The 21,867-nt window shown below is 50.3% G+C and carries 26 protein-coding genes; 3 read left to right on the plus strand and 23 right to left on the minus strand.

Features of this window, described 5'->3' with window-relative positions; all coding sequences use genetic code 11:
* The first annotated feature begins 1 nt into the window (after position 1).
* Positions 2-934: a type IX secretion system membrane protein PorP/SprF gene (locus tag IPF95_00810; protein ID MBK6473236.1), complete on the plus strand. Its 933-nt coding sequence runs from the start codon at positions 2-4 to the stop codon at positions 932-934.
* On the plus strand, positions 934-2,211 hold the full coding sequence (locus IPF95_00815) for a PD40 domain-containing protein (protein ID MBK6473237.1): 1,278 nt from the start codon (positions 934-936) through the stop codon (positions 2,209-2,211). Before IPF95_00810 ends, IPF95_00815 begins: the two co-directional genes overlap by 1 nt.
* Before the next feature lie 26 nt (positions 2,212-2,237).
* Here IPF95_00815 and IPF95_00820 read toward each other — a convergent pair whose 3' ends face one another.
* Positions 2,238-3,770, minus strand: a complete 1,533-nt coding sequence (locus IPF95_00820) for a hypothetical protein (GenBank protein MBK6473238.1) — start codon at positions 3,768-3,770, stop codon at positions 2,238-2,240.
* A gap of 93 nt (positions 3,771-3,863) precedes the next feature.
* On the opposite strand from IPF95_00820, the gene IPF95_00825 reads away from it, so the two are divergent.
* Complete coding sequence (locus IPF95_00825) at positions 3,864-6,299, plus strand: T9SS type A sorting domain-containing protein (protein MBK6473239.1); 2,436 nt, start codon at positions 3,864-3,866, stop codon at positions 6,297-6,299.
* A 62-nt stretch (positions 6,300-6,361) separates the two neighbouring features.
* On the opposite strand, the gene IPF95_00830 is transcribed toward IPF95_00825, so the two are convergent.
* From IPF95_00830 to rplX, 22 genes are all read right to left on the minus strand, one after another.
* Entirely contained in the window at positions 6,362-7,948 is a 1,587-nt protein-coding gene (locus IPF95_00830; GenBank protein ID MBK6473240.1) for a hypothetical protein, read from the minus strand.
* 42 nt (positions 7,949-7,990) lie between these two features.
* Positions 7,991-9,277 carry a phosphopyruvate hydratase gene (eno, locus tag IPF95_00835; GenBank protein MBK6473241.1) on the minus strand — a complete coding sequence of 429 codons (1,287 nt, stop codon included), beginning with the start codon at positions 9,275-9,277 and terminating at the stop codon, positions 7,991-7,993.
* 9 nt (positions 9,278-9,286) lie between these two features.
* Positions 9,287-10,420, minus strand: coding sequence for a glutamine-hydrolyzing carbamoyl-phosphate synthase small subunit (carA, locus tag IPF95_00840; protein MBK6473242.1), 1,134 nt, complete (start codon positions 10,418-10,420; stop codon positions 9,287-9,289).
* Between the two features lie 140 nt (positions 10,421-10,560).
* Positions 10,561-11,904, minus strand: a complete 1,344-nt coding sequence (locus IPF95_00845; GenBank protein ID MBK6473243.1) for a T9SS type A sorting domain-containing protein — start codon at positions 11,902-11,904, stop codon at positions 10,561-10,563.
* Between the two features lie 350 nt (positions 11,905-12,254).
* A complete protein-coding gene (gene rplQ / locus IPF95_00850) occupies positions 12,255-12,758 on the minus strand; it encodes a 50S ribosomal protein L17 (GenBank protein MBK6473244.1) in 504 nt (167 codons plus the stop codon).
* A gap of 50 nt (positions 12,759-12,808) precedes the next feature.
* Entirely contained in the window at positions 12,809-13,813 is a 1,005-nt protein-coding gene (locus IPF95_00855; protein ID MBK6473245.1) for a DNA-directed RNA polymerase subunit alpha, read from the minus strand.
* 95 nt (positions 13,814-13,908) lie between these two features.
* Positions 13,909-14,517: a 30S ribosomal protein S4 gene (gene rpsD / locus IPF95_00860; protein MBK6473246.1), complete on the minus strand. Its 609-nt coding sequence runs from the start codon at positions 14,515-14,517 to the stop codon at positions 13,909-13,911.
* Positions 14,518-14,602: 85 nt separating this feature from the next.
* Positions 14,603-15,004, minus strand: coding sequence for a 30S ribosomal protein S11 (rpsK, locus tag IPF95_00865; GenBank protein MBK6473247.1), 402 nt, complete (start codon positions 15,002-15,004; stop codon positions 14,603-14,605).
* An 80-nt stretch (positions 15,005-15,084) separates the two neighbouring features.
* Positions 15,085-15,462, minus strand: coding sequence for a 30S ribosomal protein S13 (gene rpsM, locus IPF95_00870; GenBank protein ID MBK6473248.1), 378 nt, complete (start codon positions 15,460-15,462; stop codon positions 15,085-15,087).
* A gap of 13 nt (positions 15,463-15,475) precedes the next feature.
* Complete coding sequence (gene rpmJ / locus IPF95_00875; GenBank protein MBK6473249.1) at positions 15,476-15,592, minus strand: 50S ribosomal protein L36; 117 nt, start codon at positions 15,590-15,592, stop codon at positions 15,476-15,478.
* Positions 15,593-15,606: 14 nt separating this feature from the next.
* Positions 15,607-15,828, minus strand: a complete 222-nt coding sequence (gene infA / locus IPF95_00880) for a translation initiation factor IF-1 (GenBank protein ID MBK6473250.1) — start codon at positions 15,826-15,828, stop codon at positions 15,607-15,609.
* A gap of 63 nt (positions 15,829-15,891) precedes the next feature.
* On the minus strand, positions 15,892-16,692 hold the full coding sequence (gene map, locus IPF95_00885; GenBank protein ID MBK6473251.1) for a type I methionyl aminopeptidase: 801 nt from the start codon (positions 16,690-16,692) through the stop codon (positions 15,892-15,894).
* A 4-nt stretch (positions 16,693-16,696) separates the two neighbouring features.
* Positions 16,697-18,022 carry a preprotein translocase subunit SecY gene (secY, locus tag IPF95_00890; protein ID MBK6473252.1) on the minus strand — a complete coding sequence of 442 codons (1,326 nt, stop codon included), beginning with the start codon at positions 18,020-18,022 and terminating at the stop codon, positions 16,697-16,699.
* On the minus strand, positions 18,019-18,507 hold the full coding sequence (gene rplO / locus IPF95_00895) for a 50S ribosomal protein L15 (protein ID MBK6473253.1): 489 nt from the start codon (positions 18,505-18,507) through the stop codon (positions 18,019-18,021). Before rplO ends, secY begins: the two co-directional genes overlap by 4 nt.
* Positions 18,508-18,558: 51 nt before the next feature.
* Positions 18,559-18,834, minus strand: a complete 276-nt coding sequence (rpmD, locus tag IPF95_00900; protein MBK6473254.1) for a 50S ribosomal protein L30 — start codon at positions 18,832-18,834, stop codon at positions 18,559-18,561.
* On the minus strand, positions 18,776-19,294 hold the full coding sequence (rpsE, locus tag IPF95_00905) for a 30S ribosomal protein S5 (protein ID MBK6473255.1): 519 nt from the start codon (positions 19,292-19,294) through the stop codon (positions 18,776-18,778). Before rpsE ends, rpmD begins: the two co-directional genes overlap by 59 nt.
* A 13-nt stretch (positions 19,295-19,307) precedes the next feature.
* Positions 19,308-19,661 (minus strand): 50S ribosomal protein L18, encoded by a 354-nt coding sequence (locus IPF95_00910; GenBank protein ID MBK6473256.1) that lies wholly within the window; start codon positions 19,659-19,661, stop codon positions 19,308-19,310.
* A gap of 8 nt (positions 19,662-19,669) precedes the next feature.
* On the minus strand, positions 19,670-20,224 hold the full coding sequence (gene rplF, locus IPF95_00915; GenBank protein MBK6473257.1) for a 50S ribosomal protein L6: 555 nt from the start codon (positions 20,222-20,224) through the stop codon (positions 19,670-19,672).
* Positions 20,225-20,236: 12 nt separating this feature from the next.
* Complete coding sequence (gene rpsH / locus IPF95_00920; GenBank protein ID MBK6473258.1) at positions 20,237-20,638, minus strand: 30S ribosomal protein S8; 402 nt, start codon at positions 20,636-20,638, stop codon at positions 20,237-20,239.
* A 51-nt stretch (positions 20,639-20,689) separates the two neighbouring features.
* Positions 20,690-20,959, minus strand: coding sequence for a 30S ribosomal protein S14 (gene rpsN, locus IPF95_00925; protein ID MBK6473259.1), 270 nt, complete (start codon positions 20,957-20,959; stop codon positions 20,690-20,692).
* Positions 20,960-20,971: 12 nt separating this feature from the next.
* Positions 20,972-21,532 (minus strand): 50S ribosomal protein L5, encoded by a 561-nt coding sequence (gene rplE / locus IPF95_00930; protein ID MBK6473260.1) that lies wholly within the window; start codon positions 21,530-21,532, stop codon positions 20,972-20,974.
* Positions 21,529-21,858 carry a 50S ribosomal protein L24 gene (rplX, locus tag IPF95_00935; GenBank protein MBK6473261.1) on the minus strand — a complete coding sequence of 110 codons (330 nt, stop codon included), beginning with the start codon at positions 21,856-21,858 and terminating at the stop codon, positions 21,529-21,531. Before rplX ends, rplE begins: the two co-directional genes overlap by 4 nt.
* Between the last annotated feature and the right edge of the window lie 9 nt (positions 21,859-21,867).

Here is a 21,867-nt window from a genome sequence, read left to right on the forward strand (position 1 = left end):
TATGAACCGCATATACCTGATCATACTCTTCGTGGGAACCCTGGTACGGACGGGTTCCGTTCATGCTCAGCAGCAGGTATCGGTAAGCCAATACATGTTCAACGGCTTGTTCTTGAACCCTGGCAGTGCCGGTTCGCACGCGTATGCCACGTCATCGCTATTGCACCGTTCTCAATGGGCCCAAATGGAAGGTGCACCAACTACGAGCATGGTTGCCTTTGACGCACCATTGATGAAACAAAAGATCGGTGCAGGATTTACCGTTGTCCATGATCGCATCGGCATCTCGAAAGACCTGGACCTCTCAGGGAATTTCGCATACCACATGCGCATCGGTACTCGAAGTAAATTGGCATTCGGCCTGCGTGCAGGTGTTTCCATTTATTCTGCACAACTCAGTGGTCTGCGTTATTGGGATACCAATGATCAAGTTCTTGATCGGAACCTCACCAATGTACCCGTAGCGAAATTCGGTTTCGGCTTGTACTGGTACAGATCGGATGCCTACTTAGGTCTTTCGGCCCCTTCCCTGTTCGCTGCGGATAAGGCCATTAAAGCAGTGACCGACAGCACTCAAACCCGGTACTATTCCAGCCACTACTATTTGCATGCCGGTAAGGTCTACCCGCTTTCGGAGTCCTTGGATATCAAACCGAATGTACTGGTGAAGTTCGCCCCCAATGCCGCCGTCCAAGCCGACCTGAACTGTAACCTACTCTATCGCGAACGCCTATGGCTTGGTGTGGGTTACCGCACTGGTGCTGCTTTTGTCGGCATGGTGGAGTATGTGATCTCCCCGCAATTGCGGATCGGTTATGCCTATGATATGGCAGCAGCGCGGATGCGTAATTACACCACCGGATCGCATGAGATCATGATCGGTTTCGATCTCGGTCGTGAGGCGATCACATTGAAATCTCCACGTTATTTCTAATGGGTACACGGTCGAAGATCATTGGAATTGTTCTCATTGCGAGCTTGCTTTCCGCATGTTCCAATTCGCGCCGTGCCCATGCTGATGCGGCATTCAACCGCATGGCATATGCAACGGCTTCCGCGAAATACGATCAATTGCTTCAGAAAAAATTCGACCGGTCGATTGCCCTACGCGCTGCCATTGCCCATTCAAAATTGAATGACCTACATCGCGCCGTGGAGCTTTATGGAATGGCACAAAAAGAGGCCCCGTTGCAGACCACCGATGGATTGCTGTACGGGATGGCCCTGCAACAAATAGGAGAGGTTGCCAATGCTGAGATCCAATTCAAGAATATTCTTGCGTCAGACTCAGGAAATGTAATTGCAAAGCGCTTGCTCGATGCGTGTTACGCGCATACATCCTATACTCCTGCTACACCATTGTACGAAATTCAACCAGTACGAATTCCAGAATTACCCGAAGCCTTTTGCGCCGTTCCATACGGCAAAGGCGTCGTCTTCGCGGGAGCAAATGCATCCGTAAACGCGAAAAGAACGAACCCATTGAATGGTCACTCATTCCTTGACCTGTACTACGGAGAGCCGAATGCACAGGGTGATCTTGCCGACATCAAACCGCTTTTCGGAATCGTGAACGGGATGTACCACGACGGCCCCGCGACCTTCAGTTCCGATGGTCGCACGATGTTCTTCTCACGCAGTGATTACATGAAACACCGCATAATAAAAGACGAACAGAACGTGAGCCACGTACAGTTGTTCCGTGCGGAAAAACAACGCAATGGTTCTTGGGAGAACGTTGAGCAATTCGCCTTCAATAGCGATGGACGAAGTATTGGTCAGGCTGCTCTTAGCGCCGATGGCAGAACGTTGTACATGATCAGCGATATGCCGGGCGGATTCGGTGGTACGGATGTATACCAATGCAAATGGATGCTCAACGCATGGAGTCCGCCGGAGAATCTTGGACCTACTATCAACACACCAGGGAATGAAATGTTCCCAACCGTTCTAGGTGACACATTGTTCTTTTCATCCAACGGGCATGGCGGACTAGGTGGCCTGGACGTTTTCTCATCAGCTTACACGAACGATGATTGGTCGCTGCCAGCGAACATGAATGCACCGATCAATTCAACCTATGACGACTTTTCGCTTCAATTCCGGAATGACGGATCCAGCGGCTTCTTGAGTAGCAACCGGGATGGGAAAGATGGGATCTATTCATTACGGAAGCTCCCAGTGGAACAATTATCCAAAGCAGCACCTTAGGATAGATACCACGCGTACTCGAAGGTCTATGCTTTATTGTTCCGCTTCACGACCTCTGCGAACGTGATGCCTTCCATGCGGCTCTCGACCCAGGACATCACATCGAAATATTTAAGGACCATGCTTTCCAATGGATCCTTGAATATCACTTTGAACTCTTTGTGCATCATGGCAAAGTGTTCAATTTTAACTTCCGGATCCGTAGACCGTGCCATCTTCTTGATGTGGTCGATCAATAGCACTTCAACATCATTCGCATCATGCCGCTTGTTCATGAAACGTGATGTACTGCGCACGATGTATTCCAACAGATCGTAGTTACCCAACTCGAAATGGACAACCAGATTGAACAACCTTGCATACGTGAATATGTCCTGTCGCAATGTCGGTTCATTATCGTTCAGCACCTTGTTCAACCAGAACAACGCCTTGTTCATTTCATTGGCACCGAAGTGTACGATCGCTAGCGTGAAATAGAATTCGATCTCGCTTTCCTTGTGTATGCCAGCGGCCATTTCTTCCATCCCCTTCAGGATCGGATCCACCAGCTCCATGGCCTTTCCGTAATCCGCGGAACGATCCAACAAGCGCAACTCTCCCAAATAACTGGCAACGAATATCTGTGTCTCCAGATTCTGACCCGTGAATCCTTGTGTTCCGGAAAGTGAACGCATCAATTTAATGCTCTCTCTTGCGCTTTTCAGATCCTTAAGCTCGATCTGCGCATTGATGATGTAATGCAATGTTCTGATATACCGTTTCGGCAGGTCGTTCTTGATCAATTTGCTGCGGTCCAGGATCTCTTTAACGCGAAGGAATTTTTCCAAACTGGTCTTCCAATCGCGCTTCGCCCAATAACAGAAACCTTGCGTGTAGTAACAGATCGTTGCTGCGCGATGGCTCAGTGCCGTATTCTTCCCTTTTATCAATTGGTGCTCACTGATCTCCTCGACCATGGCGCGTTCTTCTTCCGTGCGCACATAACCACCACTGTGGAATACGTAATTGATCTTTGAATAGAGGATATGGTATGCCGCAAGATTCCGGAGTTTCTCGATCACTTCACGCTCTTCTTCGATCAGTGCATCCAGATCCTTGGTGAATTCCCCACTCTCATAAGCTTCCTCCAATAACATCTTCTCCCAGCTCAATAGCTCGAACCAGTAATAGAAGCGTTCATTCTCACGCGCAATGCGTTTCGCACGATGAAGCAGTTTATTGCATTCGGTATACAGCGCTTTCTGATAAAGGATCTCAATGTTCTTGATCTCTTGTTTCAACACTCCACTCACGGAACTTTCCGAATGGTAAGCCCGAAGTGCTTTAAGTATCAGCTTGTACAAATGGTTCTTCTCAGAAGGCAAATGCTTAATGAAGGTCTCCTTTGCGAACTGCTTCTTCAAGGCCTCTTCGTCGTACGCTTTCTGCTTATCGATGGAATCAAAAATGCGTAGGTAATTCTTGTCGCCACTTTGTAGTGATGAATGCAACTTAAAGAATCGCTTTTCCGACTTCGTCAGCGAACGGATCAGATCGAATAGCTCTGTACTTGGCTTCATGTCTTCCTGTAATAATTGAAATAGGATCCCAACCTTGCACTCCAAAGATAGGAAGCCTGCGACGCAAATACCAACCCTCACTACATTTGACAAATGCATGATATTCGGATCCTCCGCAGATCAATCCCACTCTTATTGACATTCGTTACGCTGCTTGTAACATCCGCCACTGACGCCCAACATGACTGCAAGACCACAAAACAAGGGTCTGGCTTATTCCAAGCCAAAGCAGGTGGGGCACCTGCTTTGTGGCCATTGGATATCCTTCATCAAGTGATCGCGCTTGACCTAACGATGGCGAACACCATTGCTGGCCATTGCACCATTATTGCAGTTCCTCGCGCAGAAGGCACCTCCAACTTCCCTCTGGACCTATTGACACTGACCGTGGATTCCGTAACGGACATCAATGGCAATTTGACATTCACGCAGTCAGGTGAAGTACTCGACATAGATCTTGGTGGCAGTTTCGGAACCAACGATACACTGGAACTGACCGTTCATTACCAAGGTGACCCTACAACGGATGTGAGTGGTTTCGGCGGATTCTACATGGGCACCATAATGTACAATTTAGGTGTAGCGTTCACCAGCATTCCCCATTCATATGGCCGAGCCTGGTTCCCTTGTGTCGACAATTTCACGGAACGGAACTCCTATGAGTTCCTGATAAAGACCCGTGGTGCGAATAGATCCTGGTGTAACGGCACACTGTTGTCTGAAATACCATTGGGCGGTGATACCATTCTGCTCCATTGGAGCATTGCTGAAACCATGCCGAGCTACTTAGCAAGTGTTGCGGCATCCAATTATGTTCCGGTGCATGATCAATACATGAGTACGACGGGCGCTATGATCCCTGTAGAACTCGTTGCCAGAGCACAGGATACAACGGCCATGAAGAATTCATTCCTGCACCTACCAGATGCATTCTCACATTTCGAGGAATGGTTCGGGCCGTACCGCTGGAACAAGGTCGGGTATGTACTGACCCCACAGGGAGCCATGGAACATGCTACGAGCATCCACTACCCTAGCTCCATTGCGGATGGGTCATTGCAGTATGAAGATATCATGGCCCATGAACTTGCGCATCATTGGTTCGGTGATCTTGTGACCTGCGATCGCGCAGAAGAGATGTACATCAATGAAGGGTTTGCCGAGTACTTGAGCTATTTGTTCCTAGAGGATGTGTATGGGAGGGAACGCTATATGACCACTGTGAAAAAGAACCACCGAGCAATGGTGCATCGTGCACATATTCTGGACGAGGATTGGTTAACCTTATCGGATATTCCGCAACAATGGACCTATGGTGAGCATGTGTATAACAAAGGCGCGGATGTTGCTCATGCGCTCCGTGGTTATTTGGGTGACGCGCTCTTCGTTCAAGGATTCACCAGCTTCCTTGAGACCTATGCATTTCAATCGGTGAATACATCGTTGCTCCGGGACCATCTCACACAGGAAACCGGCATGGATATGACCGATTTCTTCAATGATTATATCGATCAACCTGGCTGGGCGGCATTTGAGGTAGACTCATTCAGGGTTGAACAAGTTGTCGGTGGCGTTTGGCCAACGAATGTCTTCGTTGAACAGAAACAACGCGGACCTTCCTCCCCATACAACAATGTACCGATCACCGTAACGTGTTACGACGTGAACGGTGCTGGATGGGACTCTCCACAACAGCTTTTCGGTGGAACGAATTCTTCAGCAATAGTATTACCACCTTTCGAACCGGTCGCAGTTGTGCTGAATGCCGATGAACTGATCAGTCTGGCGATCACATTGGATGCTGACACGATGGAAAGTCCGGGAATATTGAACAGCGTGAATAGTGATCTGCGCGTCACAGTGGCTAACATGCCTACACCGACACCGATCGTCGTACAAGAGTATTGGGTAGCCGCAGATCCTGAAGTCGATGAAACTTTTGCTTTTGTGGTATCACCGGACCGCTATTGGCGCGTAACGGCACAACTGCCTGTTGGAGCGGAACTCACCGGACGGATCAATTACGACGGGAGAGATATCATTTCAGGTGCACTGGATATTGGTCTGATGAACGACTACAATGGTGTGGCGTTCACTGAGGACAGCTTGGTGGTGCTCTACCGACCAAGCGCACGCGTCGCTTGGACCCTTCACCCGGACCAAACACTGAACACGATCGGAAGTGCAACGAATAAAACCGGCCGGATCGACATCAATGACCTACAAGCCGGTGAATACACATTGGCTTGGCGAAAGAGTGCCGTTAGTGTTAGCGAAAATGCTCGTGAAGCGGTATGGTCGATCTTCCCGAATCCTGCAACGAACAGGGTCTTGGTAAGGACCGATATGAATTCACCGAACGGCGTGATCGAACTGCTGGACCAACGGGGAGCTTTGATCAGGCAACTAACAATTTCAGAGAACGTGCTGGTCTTTCCCCTTGAAGGTGTTAGTGCAGGAACCTATATGTTGCGCTTCGCATCCAAAGGAACTCGAACCAACGTCGGGCCTTTGGTGATCACAGAGTAAGTAGGAGGCACTCCAGTTTCGGATCGTAGCTCACCCAAAAATGGATATTTCGTAATCCATCTTCACTGCTTTCCATCAACATGTGTGGTCGCGATCAGGTCCAGTATGGAAACTGATCCGTTATCTACGATATGCATGATCAGATCGTGGGTTGATACATCGCGAATGGAAGTATCGTTGCTCATGGCGATGCGCCAAGCATCAGGATCCCCGCCTACGAACAGGACCTTCTCACACTCGGCTGCACCGTAGATTTCGACTATCCACGTACGCCTATCATAACCGGCCATGAAAACGGGCGGTAGCTCCGGCACCATTTGCGGACATGCGTAACACACGAAATGCGCGATATAATGGGTACGATGATCAACACGGAGATCTGGCCATCGAATGGGAACGATCAACTGCGCTCCGTTGCGTGTAGCAACATCAGAAACCGTACGACAATAGGACCGCACCACTTCGATCGGTTCTTCACGAACGTAACCCTCGTCCTGCTTTTCCAACTCATTGGCCACTACTTCATTCACCCCGTTCCATTTCATTGGAAGCCAAATGACAACGACAAGAAACACGCCTATCAACTTCCGTCGATCGAACGAATAAGTGCTACCGACTAACGCAATACAACCCGCGACCAGGATCGGAATTCCCAAGAACATTCTCGAAAGCGAAAAGAAGATCGTAGTCAACCCTTCGTGTACTTTAAGAACACCTAACGCGAACGGAATGAACAACATGACAGCAACTATTGCCCAACATTGTCCTTGATCGCTACGCTTAAATGCCATCACAACGGCGATCACCAGAAGCGAGATCACTAACAACCCAGCCGCTTCCGTGAATGGCACCAAGTGTTGCCAGTGCATGTCCAGACCTTGGAGCCCGCTCAATGTTCTATTGAAACCATACTGAACCGAATCGCCATCCATGAAATGCAATGGCGTGATCTTGGCTTTGGCATGAAATGCTTTTGCCCAAAGAACAAAACCCAAGGAAGGCAACACTCCCAAAGCGTTTCCCAACCAGAAGCCTACCGATCTCTGCTGCTTCCATACAAGCCATGTGAATACCGGAACAAGGACCAGCAATGTATTCGGGTTACAGACAACGGCGGCACTGGCCACCAAAGCGGTCAAGAAAGACCTTGCCCACACCGACCGAATGACCTGAATGAAAGGCAACATTGCCAGCAGACCAATACCATGAACGAATCCACGCGGCATGGAGGTAAGCATACCCCACTCCACCGGCAATAATATCGGCATGGCCGAAAAAGCGATCGCACCAATTATATGACCCTTGCGCAAACACCACCATGCGAACGCCCAGAAAGGGATCAACGCGAGAAACGATGTTACTATGGGTAACGCGAATTGCGGCGAAATACCGGTCCAGAGCAACGGAACGGCGAGTAATGCTTCGAGCATCGGATTGTAATTCTGCCCATACATATAGGGTTCGCGGAATATTCCATGTGAATAGTCCAAAGCGATCTGCTGCATAAGCGCATCATCGATACCGATGTGCTTGAACGCGAATCGCACCAATAGGTCGATCCGATCAAGAATACTTAGCAGGATCAGCGCAAGAACCGCATAGGATACCCATCGACGTTCGTTCAGTTCGATGGTTGGTGCGCTCTTCATGCGTGGCATAGATACGCACACTGAATGAAGAAAACGGTGAGCTCAATGAGCGTACCGCAAACTCTTGCCGGGGTACACACCAGCAGGACCTAATTGCTCTTCAATACGGAGCAACTGGTTGTACTTGGCGATACGGTCACTGCGACTAGCGCTACCCGTCTTGATCATGCCGCAATTCAATGCGACGGCCAGATCGGCGATGGTGCTATCCTCGGTTTCTCCACTACGGTGGCTCATGACACTCGTATATCCTGCGCGGTGGGCCATTTCTACGGCTTGAATGGTCTCGGTAAGTGTTCCGATCTGGTTCACCTTAACCAAAATGCTATTCGCGATGCCCTTGTTGATGCCTTCAGCAAGGCGCTCCGTGTTCGTCACAAAAAGATCATCACCTACAAGTTGCACTTTTTCGCCGATCGTCTCCGTGAGCAACTTCCATCCGTCCCAATCGTCCTCGGACATGCCATCCTCAATACTTACAATGGGGTAACGCTTGGCCCAATCGGCCCACATAGCTACCATTTCTTTACTCGTGAGACTATCGCCAGTGCTCTCCAAGGTGTAACGCTCCTTTTTGGCGTCATAGAATTCGGTACTGGCGCAATCCAATGCCAACACGATATCCTCACCTGGTTTGTATCCTGCTTTTTCAATGGCCTGCATCACCAACTTCAACGCATCTTCATTGCTTGCAAGATCCGGTGCAAAACCGCCTTCGTCACCAACGTTGGTACTCAGGCTCTTCGCTTTCAGAACGGCTTTCAGATTGTGGAATACCTCAGCACCCATCCGTAACCCTTCACCGAAGGTCTTTGCACCAACGGGCATGATCATGAATTCCTGCACATCCACTTTGTTGTCTGCATGTGCGCCACCGTTCAAAATGTTCATCAGCGGAACAGGTAAGGTGCATGCATTGACACCGCCGACATAACGGTAGAGCGGCATGCCCGATTCACTAGCTGCAGCTTTTGCAACCGCAAGGCTTACACCAAGAATTGCATTGGCTCCCAAGTTCGCTTTGTTCGGAGATCCATCCAACGCGATCAACGCACGATCGATCATTGCTTGCTCTGTGACCAACGCTCCGTTCAACTCGGAGTTAAGGGTACTATTTACGTTCTGAACGGCCTTGAGAACACCTTTGCCCAAGTATCTTTTCTTGTCACCATCGCGCAATTCAGCAGCCTCATGGGCACCGGTGCTGGCACCACTAGGAACTGCTGCGCGACCCATGTGACCTGAATCGGTGTAGACATCTACTTCAATGGTAGGATTGCCACGAGAATCGAGGATCTCGCGGGCTTGGATCTTGGCGATCAGACTCATAACTACAGTTCAATTATTCTTTATAAGAGCACCTTCTACGGTGAAATGGGCGTGCATGTTCGCAACGAACCGATCAAAAAGATAACGCCCGTCCAATGGGCCTGGACCAGCTTCGGGATGGTACTGCACGCAAAAGACCGGTTTGCCTTTCAACTTGAAACCAGCGACGCTGCCATCGTTAAGGTGAACATGGGTGATCTCCACCGCCTTGTTCATTTCTGCGGCATCACGATCCACTACGAATCCATGATTCTGTGAGGTGATTTCATCACGCCCCGTCGTGAGGTCCTTTACAGGGTGATTGATGCCCCTATGGCCATGATGCATTTTCAGGGTGGGCATGCCATGCGCCTCTGCCAATAGTTGATGACCCAAGCAGATCCCGAAGACCGGAAGCCCTGCGTCCACAATTGTTTTTACCAGCGCCACGCTGTTGGGCATTGCGCCGGGATCACCGGGTCCATTGCTTAGCATGAACCCATTCGGTTCCCATGCGAGCATGTCCGAAAGCGGCGTGGTCATCGGAAAAACTTTTACAAAGCAATCACGTTCCACAAGGCAGCGCTCTATGTTTCGTTTCACGCCAAAGTCCAACAAGGCCACCCGGAAACTCGCGTTCTTGGACCCGACCTCATAAGCATGTGCTGCGGTAACACGGCTGCTCAATTCCAGACCGGCCATTGCGGGTGCCGCAGCCAATTGTTTCTTCAACGCAGCAACATCCAATTCAGTAGAAATAATGGCATTCTGCGCTCCATGATCACGGATGTGCCGCACCAATTTGCGCGTGTCCACATCACTGATCCCGACCACGTTCTGTGCTTTGAGTTGATCATCCAAGGAACCCGTGGCTCCCGGACGACTCACCACTTCACTGAACTTCTTCACTACAAGACCAGCGATGGTAAGCGACCTGCTTTCTTCTTCGCCTTCCTTTACGCCGTAATTGCCCACGTGCGGTGTGGCCAAGGTCATGATCTGGCCGGTGTAGCTCGGATCGGTAAAGATCTCTTGGTAGCCGGTCATGCCGGTATTGAAGCAGATCTCGCCGGCGGCGCTACCCGTAGCTCCAATGGAACGACCGCGAAATAACGTACCATCAGCAAGTAACAGAAGGGCTTCGGGACGTTGGCTTACGAGCATACGCGATATACGTCAGCTTTAATGCTGCAAAGATACCCGCTCAGTCATAAGTCGAACGAAGAGATCATCCACAGGTGTTGAAAACGTGGTGATGTACAGCCTGCATAGCCCGATTCTAGTTGATCAATACGGCATCCGCGTTATTGCATCAGAAGCTTCGCCGTGAATTGTTTACCAGATGGATCACCCGCTTGCACGATGTACATTCCAGCGGATAATCCAGAAAGATCCAACGCTGAACGCTGCCCCGCGACATTCTGGCGCTGAACAGTACGCCCTGTGTTGTCATAGAGGGTTACGCTCCAACGTTCATTGTATGGCATCTCAACCGTCCAGTTGTTCACATCAGTAAGCCAAACACTCAGCTGTACGTGCTCAGTCGAGATCTCCGGAACAGAAATAGGCACACTACACCCGCTTACCGCATCGCCACCGATCCATTGGGCCACACGGTTGAAGGGTTGGCCTTCCAGTTCAGTGAACGCACCAACAATGTATAAGCTATCTCGCCAAACGGCCATGCCGGGAACTGACTGCGGATTGGGACCGGGTTCTTGATCGAAACCGGGTAACGAACACCATTGCGAACCGTTCCATTTGGCCAACCCATTTGCCGGTATACCACCAGCTTTGGTGAATTGCCCGCCAACATACAGGTCATCGTGGAACCATTGTAGCGTAAGTACCGAAGTATACCCCGGTGCTATGGCCAATTCAAGTCCTGTTCCAAAATCCAACCAATTCTGCCCATCGAACGCCGCCAAGCCATTACCCGGCGCACCGGGTTCCCGGAAAGCACCTACGATGTACAGCACTTCATTGTGGATGACCACATCTTTAATTGCTCCAAGCGAAGTGCCCCAACCCGGAACATATTCCCATGTGGAACCGTTGTGGCGCATAAGATTACACCACCCGTCAGAGAGTGGATCACGGAAAATCCCGCGCATGTACGTCATACCTTCAAACTCGATTACCGTCCCAATAAAATTTCCGTTGTCTACTGGAATCTGCTGATAAGGCGACCATTCGTGAAACCCATCGGCATCATACCGGAACACAGCGGCTTCTGGGTAGCCGCAAATACTTGTAGAGAAACCGGTCATATACAAGTTATCCTGTTCATCGTGTCTGGGTGAAATACCACCCAACCCGCTGGTGACCGGATTTATACAGTCTAAAGGTTCCCAACGTTGAGTTGTTTCGTCGAGGCGAGAAAAGGATCCATTAGCTGTGTCCGGTTCAACGAAAAATCCAAAGGCACCGCAGGCATATAATTCAGCATTGTAACGAATAAACCAATAGACTTGACTCGCAGTACTGCCAGGAATCTCATACATTCGATGTCCGATGCTATCCCAACGGGTGCCATCCCATTGTGCCATGCCGAATGCAAGTACGGTATCGGTTTCGTTCGCAATTCTCAAAAACGTACCGCTGCCATAAAGTCTATCAGCGATGGGATCAACCGAAAGTGCCGTCATCGAACCAATAGGTCCATCGCTGAGCCTCTCCCAATGCTGAGCATGAACATTGAGCCCGATAAACAGGAATATGACTAAATAGAAAGACCTCATTGCACGGAGAGATCTCGATTCACCAATACTTTCAGAACTGCCATTCTACGCAAGTTTGATGTCTGCGGAAGGATGAAGATAAGTATTGGCTTGCGAGTTCTACCTAGGTACAACGCCAATGTCGAACGCGACTCATGTTATAGATCTGTGATCGTTCACTCACGTCCATCTGTATCATTCGATGAAGAGCGGCGTGTACCAAAACGAAGAACGGGGCACCTTCTAAGCGCCCCGTTCCTATTTCGTTGAATGTTGTTCTACTCGCCTTTTGCCTCTTCGCCAACTTCTGCTTTTGCTTCGGTTTCCGGCTTTGCTTCGGCTTCTGGTTTCGATGCGGCTTTGGTACGGCGTGTACGACGGGTCTTCTTAGCCGCTGTACCTGCTTTCTCCTTGGTGTAGGTCGTGTTGAAATCGACCAATTCGATCATGGCCATTTCAGCCGCGTCTCCTAAACGGTTGCCCATTTTGATGATGCGGGTGTACCCTCCAGGACGATCAGCGATCTTAGGCGCTACATCGCGGAACAATGTGGCTGTTGCCTCTTTGTTCTGAAGGTAGCTGAACACTGTACGACGGCTGTGCATGGTATCGTCCTTGCTCTTGGTAATCAAAGGCTCTACGAACAAGCGTAGTGCTTTTGCTTTGGCCAAGGTGGTCTCGATGCGCTTATGATCGATCAAGCTGATCGCCATATTGCTCAACAGGCTATCGCGGTGGGCTTTCTTACGGCCTAGTGCGTTGTTCTTATTTCCGTGTCTCATTGTAGTATCGTGTTGGGTGTATGTAAGGCGACGCATGCGTCGCCGCTACATTACTCCTTGTCTAACTTGTATTTGGCCACGTTCATTCCGAAGCTCAGGCCTTTGTTCTCTACCAGATCCTCAAGCTCAGTAAGACTCTTCTTACCGAAGTTGCGGAACTTCAAGAGGTCGTTCTTGTTGAATGAAACGAGATCACCAAGGGTATCGATGTCAGCTGCTTTCAAGCAATTCAATGCACGTACACTCAGGTCCATGTCGACCAACTTGGTCTTCAATAGTTGACGCATGTGCAAGCTGGTCTCGTCGAACTCTTCCGCATTGCTGCTGGATGATGGTCGGATCTCCGTATCAAGGGTTATGCGCTCATCGCTAAACAACATGAAGTGGTGGATCAGGATCTTCGCAGCTTCCTGCAACGCATCCTTTGGAGAGATGCTACCGTCCGTGATCAACTCGATGGTGAGCTTCTCATAGTCGGTCTTCTCTTCAACACGCGTGTTCTCAACGTTGTACTTAACGTTCTTGATCGGTGTGTAGATCGAGTCGATGTAGATGGTACCGATAGGGGCACCTTCCACTTTGTTCTCATCAGCAGGAACGTAACCACGTCCTTTTCCGATGGTGACCTCCACTTGCAACTTAACGTTGCTGTCCATATTGCAGATAACGTGCTCAGGGTTCAACACCTGGAAACCAGTGGTGTGCTTTCCGATATCGGCACCTGTGAAACCATCCTTACCGCTAACGGTGAAGGATACTTTCTCCGTGCTAACATCGTCCAACTGACGGCGGAAGCGGATCTGCTTAAGGTTCAGAACGATCTCGGTCATGTCCTCGATCACTCCTTTAATTGTGCTGAACTCGTGGTCCACGCCACCAATGCGTACACTGGTGATCGCATGTCCCTCCAAGCTGGAGAGAAGAATACGGCGAAGGGCATTACCGATGGTGATCCCGTAGCCCGGCTCTAGAGGACGGAACTCGAAGGATCCGCGCTTATCGTCGGATTCGATCATCGTTACCTTGTCTGGCCGCTGGAATTCGAGAATGGGCATGTGCTGTTGCGTTGTTTTATGTGTCTGTTGGCAGTCCTTGTCCGTTCACCCGATCACCGCTCCCCTGCTTACCAGGAACAGTGTAGGTTCATCAATTACTTACTGTACAATTCCACGATCAGTTGCTCACGGATGTTCTCCGGGATCTGTGCGCGCTCAGGCATGTTGATGAATTTGCCTGTCATGTTGCTCGGGTTCCACTCCAACCAATCGAATTTGTTGTTGCTTACCGAAATGCTATTGGTGATCGCTTCCAACGCACGACTTTTTTCGCGCACTGCTACGGTCTGTCCAGGGCGCAACGTGTAACTAGGGATATTCACCATGCTACCATCTACCGTAACGTGGCCATGACCGACCAATTGACGAGCAGCACGACGTGTTGGTGCAATGCCCAAACGGAATACCGTGTTGTCCAAACGTGATTCGCACAACTGTAGCAATACTTCACCGGTAATACCGCGCTTACTGGCAGCGATATAGTACATTTTCTCGAACTGGCGCTCGAGGATGCCGTAGGTGTATTTCGCCTTTTGCTTCGCTTGCAACTGAAGGGAGTATTCACTCTCCTTTTTGCGGCGGCGGGCATTGGGGCCATGCTGGCCGGGGCTATGGGGCTTGCGCTCCATCCATTTGTCCGGTCCGAAGATCGCTTCTCCGAATTTACGGGCGATCCGTGTCTTAGGTCCTGTGTAACGTGCCATTCTTCTTTGGTTTTTGGGTGTTCCCCTTTTTATGGAACACCAACTACGGAATGGGAAACAGTCCCACCCCTACGGTTGTTGTTTTTTATACGCGGCGCTTCTTTGGTGGTCGGCAGCCGTTGTGTGGCATTGGTGTCTGATCAATGATCTCAGTTACCTCCACACCGCTGTTATGCAATGCGCGGATGGCACTTTCACGACCACCTCCTGGTCCCTTAACGAACACTTTCACTTTGCGTAGACCCAGATCATGCGCTTCGCGAGCAGCCTCTTCGGCGCTCACTTGCCCAGCATATGGGGTGTTCTTCTTGCTTCCGCGGAAGCCTTGCTTACCTGCGGATGACCAGCTGATCACCTCACCCTTGTTATTGGTGAGCGAGATGATAAGATTGTTGAACGTAGCACGGATGTGGGCTTGCCCAAAGGCCTCCACTACCACGTTCTTTTTCTTCTTCTTGCCGCCGGCCTTTTGCTCTTGCTTTGCCATGTGTTTCTTATTGAGGGAACGGTGTTGTTGAATTCCGCATCGTAACAACGTTAGCTGGCGAACGATCGTCCGCCACTACGTTATTTCGTTGCCTTTTTCTTGTTCGCCACTGTTTTACGTTTGCCTTTACGGGTACGGCTGTTCGTACGTGTACGTTGTCCGCGCACTGGTAAACCAGCACGATGACGCTGCCCACGGTAACTGCCGATGTCCATCAAGCGCTTAATGCTCAGCTGCACTTCACTCCGAAGCGCACCTTCAACCTTAATGCTCTCATTGATGACCGTCCGGATACGGGATTGTTCATCATCGGTCCAGTCGTCAACCTTGGTATCGGGATCCACCTCGGCCTTCTCCAGAATGGAAAGGGCTTTGCTGCGGCCGATGCCGTAGATGTACGTGAGGCCAATGCAGCCCCTCTTGGTCTTGGGTAGGTCTATACCTGCTATACGTGCCATGTCTATCTAGTTATCAGCCCTGACGTTGCTTGAACTTCGGGTTCTTCTTGTTGATGATGTACAAACGCCCTTTACGACGGACGATCTTGCAGTCCGCGGAGCGTGGTTTTAGGGATGCCCTGACCTTCATGGTTTCCTTGTTCTTTAACTCTTGTAACGAAAGGTGATGCGGCCTTTGCTCAGGTCGTACGGACTCATCTCCACTTTTACTTTATCACCTGGTAGGATCCGGATGTAGTGCATCCGCATTTTTCCAGAGATGTGGGCGACGATCACGTGACCATTCTCCAGCTCAACACGGAACATAGCATTGCTCAGCGCCTCTTTGATGACGCCGTCCTGCTCTATGGTCCCTGTTTTACTCATTCCTTTCTTGTTCCTTTCTCTCTTGCTGTATTGTCCACCTCTTGGGCGACGTTACAGTAACGTTCAATTCACCAGTGTTCCTTTTGCTTTCAGCACATCTTCGATGAAACTGAATGTTGATAGGACCTCTGCTTTGCCTTGCCTTACTGCGATGGTGTGTTCGAAATGCGCGCTTGGTTTCCCGTCGCGTGTTACTACGGTCCAACCGTCCGCTAGCTGTTTCACTTCTTTCACTCCCATGTTGATCATGGGTTCGATCGCAAGCACCATACCTGCATTCATCTTCACACCGTGCCCACGTCTTCCGTAGTTGGGCACTTCGGGTGGTTCGTGCAATTTGCGGCCCACACCGTGGCCCACCAACTCACGCACTACACCGTACTTATGCGATTCAGCATGATGCTGGATCGCGTAACCTACATCACCGATGCGGTTGTTCGCGATCGCTTCCGCAATTCCACGTTCCAAACACTCTTGGGTAACCCGTAAGAGCGTCAAGGTGTCCGGTGCAACTTCACCTACACAGAATGTATAGGCGCTATCACCGTAGAATTCGTTCATCAGCACTCCACAATCCACACTGGCAATATCGCCTTCTTCAAGCGGTGTATCACCAGGTAGACCATGAACAACTTGCTCATTCACGCTGGTCAACAACGTGCTTGGGCAGCCGTACAGGCCTTTGAAACCGGGTATCGCTCCGTTGTCACGGATGAACTCTTCCGCCATGCGGTCCAATTCACCGGTAGTAACACCGGGTGCGATCCTTTTGGCAACTTCCGCCAAGGTCCTTCCAACAAGCAAAGAACTCTCCTTCACCAATGCGATCTCCTCATCACTCAGATGGTTCACGGTCTTAGCCATGTTCCTATCCGGCCATGCCAAATGCCGCTCCTCCACTTCTTCCTTTGATGCGACCGGACTTCATCAGTCCGTCGTAATGTCGCATCAACAAATGACTTTCGATCTGTTGCAACGTGTCCAATAACACGCCCACCATGATCAACAATGATGTACCGCCGAAGAACTGCGCAAAACCCTGCTTGATCCCGAACATTACCGCGAATGCGGGAAGGATCGCAACGAGACCCAGGAATATAGCTCCAGGCAACGTGATGCGTGACAAAAGCTCGTCGATATGACCAGCGGTCTGCTTTCCGGGCTTAATACCCGGAATGAATCCACCATTACGCTTCATATCATCCGCCAATTGATTCGGGTTAACAGTGATCGCTGTGTAGAAGTAGGTGAACAATACCACCATCAGGAACAACATGAAGTTGTAGCCCCAACCTTGATTGTTCGCCATACCTACCAACCATGCTGGTGGTTCCTCGAACGCCTGGGCCACATACATGGGGATCAGCACGATCGCTTGTGCGAAGATGATCGGCATTACACCGGCAGCATTCACTTTCAGTGGGATATAGTTACGCACTCCACCATACTGCTTGTTGCCTTGAACACGCTTTGCGAACTGGACAGGTATACGTCGCGTACCCTGCACCAACAGAATACAACCCGCAATGATCAAGACCCAAAGAACTACTTCGACCAACAACAATACCAGTCCACCACCGCCAGGACCAACGCGGCCAACTACTTCCTGTGCGAATGATTGTGGCAATTGTGCGATGATACCGATCATGATGATCAATGAAATACCATTTCCAAGGCCACGCTCGGTAATACGCTCACCCAACCACATCACGAACAATGTGGATGAACTGAGGATGATGATACTCGTCATCAACCAGAATTGACCTTCCGGGCGCGCAGCAGCATCGATGGTGGTAAAGATGTAACCAGGAGCTTGGAAAACGCAGATGAGAATGGTGAGGTAACGGGTCCACTGATTGATCTGGCGACGACCGCTTTCCTCCTTCTGTTTCTTCTGCACAGCTGGTACGGCAATACCCATCAACTGCATGATAATGGACGCCGAGATGTACGGCATGATACCCAATGCGAAGATCGATGCACGGGTAAAGGCGCCCCCGGTAAAGATCGCGAGGATCTCGGCGATACCACCTCCACCACTTGTCGAAGCGGCCATCATCTTGCTGTCCACACCGGGCAACACAATGAAGCTACCGATCCGGTAGATCAACAAGAGCCCTAGCGTAACGAGGATGCGATTGCGCAGTTCCTCGATCCGCCAGATGTTCTTGAGCGTATCGATCATATTCTTCATGCCTTCTTCGCTTTCTCGTCGTTCTTTTCAACGATGGTCGTAATGGTCTCGGCCTTACCACCTTTTGCTTCAATGGCTGCTTTTGCAGTAGCGCTGAATGCATGTGCAGTAATGTTCAATGCGCCGGTAACTTCACCACGTCCTAGGATCTTAAGCTTGTCCTTCTTCTGGATCAAACCATTCGCATGCAATACGGCCGGATCAATGGCGCTCAATTTCTTTTCGGTGGCCAATGCTTGGATAGCATCCAAGTTGATCCCCTTGTATTCCACTCGGGTCGGATTGTTGAAACCGAACTTAGGAACACGGCGTGTCAAAGTGGTCTGCCCGCCTTCGAACCCGCGTTTGCCACTCCAGCCAGCACGCGCTTTTTGGCCCTTATGACCTTTCGTAGCCGTACCACCACGACCGCTGCCTTGGCCTCGACCGATACGTTTTTCCTTCTTGGTGGCCCCTTCGGCCGGTTTAAGTTTACTTAGATCCATGTCTTTGCGCCGATGGCCCGGCGTAGGCATAAAGTCGTTCTTTCAATACGATCAAACCGCTTCCTTAACGGATACCAGATGATGTACTTTCTCCACCATGCCAAGCACCTGAGGAGTTGCCTCCACGATCAAGGACTTGCCGATCCGGCCTAAACCCAATGCTTTCAAATTGTCTTTCTGACGCTTTGGGCATTTGATCTGACTGCCTGTTTGTGTAATGATGATGGTCTTCATTGTTGCTTCCTTTGAGTGTTCTCCATTAAGGAGATCATCCGTTGAATACTTTATCCAGCTTAATTCCACGCTGACGAGCCACTTGGTTCGCATCGCGCATGTTCGTAAGTGCCTCAATGGTTGCTTTAACCACATTGTGCGGGTTACTGCTTCCTTTGCTCTTGGCCAATACGTCGGTTATACCCACGCTCTCCAGAACAGCACGCATCGCACCTCCGGCAATTACACCGGTACCATGTGCTGCGGGCTTCAGAAAGACCAATGCCCCTGCGTATTTACCCTCTTGTGAATGAGGAATGGTTCCGTGCAATACGGGCACTTGCACCAGGTTCTTCTTTGCATCGTCAATGCCTTTGGCAATCGCCTCTTGCACTTCCTTCGCTTTTCCAAGACCATGGCCTACCACACCATTCTCGTTGCCCACTACTACAATAGCAGCAAAAGTGAATGTGCGACCACCCTTGGTCACTTTGGTCACGCGGTTCAGCGATACGAGCTTATCCTTAAGCTCGAGGTCACTGCTCTTGACCTTTTTGATGTTACTATCTGACATGTGTTCTTTGTGATCAGAAATTGAGGCCTGCTTCACGTGCTGCATCGGCCAATGCTTTAACACGGCCGTGGTACAAGTATCCGTTACGGTCGAAAACGACCTGATCGATACCAGCGGCTTTTGCTTTTGCGGCAATTGCTTTGCCAACGATCTTGGCTTGTTCAACCTTGGCAATGCCGTTGGCCTTTTTGTCCTTCAATGAAGAGGCGCTAACCATGGTGTTACCACTCTCGTCGTCGACGATCTGGGCATACATACCCGTGTTGCTGCGGTAGACCGATAAGCGTGGGCGCTCTGCCGTTCCGTGCACGTTCTTTCGTACCCGTTGCTTTATCGTCTTGCGACGTGCTATCCTATCGAATGCCATTGTGTTGCTTATTTACCAGCTGCTTTACCTGCCTTACGACGCACCACTTCACCCACAAAGCGAACACCTTTGCCTTTGTAGGGCTCTGGTTTTCGCAACGCGCGCAATTTGGCGGCTACTTGGCCGATCAATTGTTTATCTGCCGACTCCATTCGGATGATCGGGTTCTTTCCTTTTTCCTGTGCAGCAGCCACTTTGATCGCCACTGGCAGATCAATGACAATGCTGTGCGAGAATCCTAAAGAAAGGTTCAGCTGTTGACCCTTGGTAGTAGCGCGGTAACCCACACCTACCAACTCTTGCTCAATAACGAACCCTTCGCTTACGCCTTTCACCATGTTGGCGATCAACGCACGATAAAGGCCATGCTTCGCACGATGCGGTTTAGCATCGCTTGGTCGTGATACCAGTATCTCCTCACCCTCCTGCTTCAGGGTAATATCCGGATCAACCGCTTGCTCCAACTCACCCTTCGGACCTTTTACAGTGATCAGGTTCTTGTCGCTAATGGTGATCATTACGCCTTTTGGGACGTTGATCGGGGCTTTTCCTATGCGTGACATGTTCTTATTCTTTTAGCTCACGTAACACAATACTTCACCTCCTATGTTCAAGGTACGGGCTTCCTTATCGGTAACCACACCTTTACTGGTCGAGATGATCGCTACGCCAAGACCGTTCAACACGCGAGGTAGAGCACCTGAGTTCGCATACTTGCGCAATCCTGGTGAGCTTACACGCGTCAGTTCCGAAATAGCGGATTGGCGCGTCTGTGCATTGTATTTCAAAGCGATCTTGATGATCCCTTGTTTACCATCCTCCTCGGTTTTCCAAGAAAGGATATAGCCTTTGTCGTAAAGGATACGTGTGATGTCCCTTTTCAGGTTGCTCGCAGGCACCTCTACTACCTTCTTGTGCGCCTGAATGGCGTTGCGCAAGCGGGTCAAATAATCGGCGATCGGGTCGGTGGTTGTCATTGTTCTTTTAGTTAGGTCGGACACTTTACAGATGTCCCATCCCATTTTGTATTACCAGCTACTCTTGGTTACTCCGGGGATCTTACCCTCTAGCGCCATGTCCCGGAACATGTTACGCGAGATCCCGAACAAACGCATGTAGCCACGTGGGCGACCGGTAAGTTGGCAACGGTTGTGCTTACGCACATAACTGCTGTTCGCAGGTAGTTTCTGTAATCCTTCCCAATCGCCAGCTGCTTTCAAGGCAGCACGCTTGGCGGCGAATTTCTCAACCATCTTGGCGCGCTTGCGCTCTCGGGCTTTCATTGATTCTTTGGCCATAGTGCTTGGGTCTTAGTCTAGTTTCTTATCTGAGAATGGCAGTCCAAAGGCGACCAACAATGCTTTCGCTTCTGCATCGGTCTTGGCCGTGGTCACAAGTGTTATGTCCATTCCTTGGATCTTGGTCACTTTATCGATATCGATCTCCGGGAAGATGATCTGCTCGGTTACTCCGAACGTAAAGTTGCCACGACCATCGAAGCCGCTCACTTTCACACCTCTGAAGTCACGTGTACGTGGAAGCGAAACAGCGAGCAAACGATCAAGGAATTCGTACATGCGCTCACCCCGTAGAGTTACACGTGCACCAATAGGCATTCCCTTACGCAGCTTAAAGTTACTGATGTCCTTGCGTGAGATCGTAGCAACTGCTTTCTGTCCGGCAATTACGGTCATTTCGGCAATGGCATTCTCAACGATCTTCTTGTCTCCGACAGCGTCGCCCAAACCTTGGTTGATGCATATCTTCTCAAGACGAGGCACCTGCATGGAACTCTTGTATCCGAATTCCTTTAGAAGGGACGGGATCACCTCTGCTTTGTATTTGGCACGGAGCCTGGTTTCGTAACTCATGACTTAGCGGTGGTTTTCTTCTTGGTCTTAATGATCCGCTCCAGCTTGCCATCCTTGTTCACCACGCGGCCCACGCGGCCAGGCAGTCCGGTCTTGGCATCGATCAACATCAAGTTACTGATGTGGATAGGACCTTCCTTTTCCACGATGCCACCTTGTGGGTTGGCGGTAGTTGGCTTGCTGTGCTTCTTATTGATATTGAGGCCTTCAACGATAGCGACCCTACGGTCACGGTTAACGTCGAGTACGCGCCCCTCTTTGGAGCGGTCCTCACCGGCGAGCACTTTTACCATGTCGCCTTTTTTGATGTGTGTCTTCTTCTGCATCGCTCTCAT

The sequence above is a fragment of the Flavobacteriales bacterium genome (assembly GCA_016704485.1).
Taxonomy (GTDB): Bacteria; Bacteroidota; Bacteroidia; order Flavobacteriales_F; family PHOS-HE28; genus PHOS-HE28.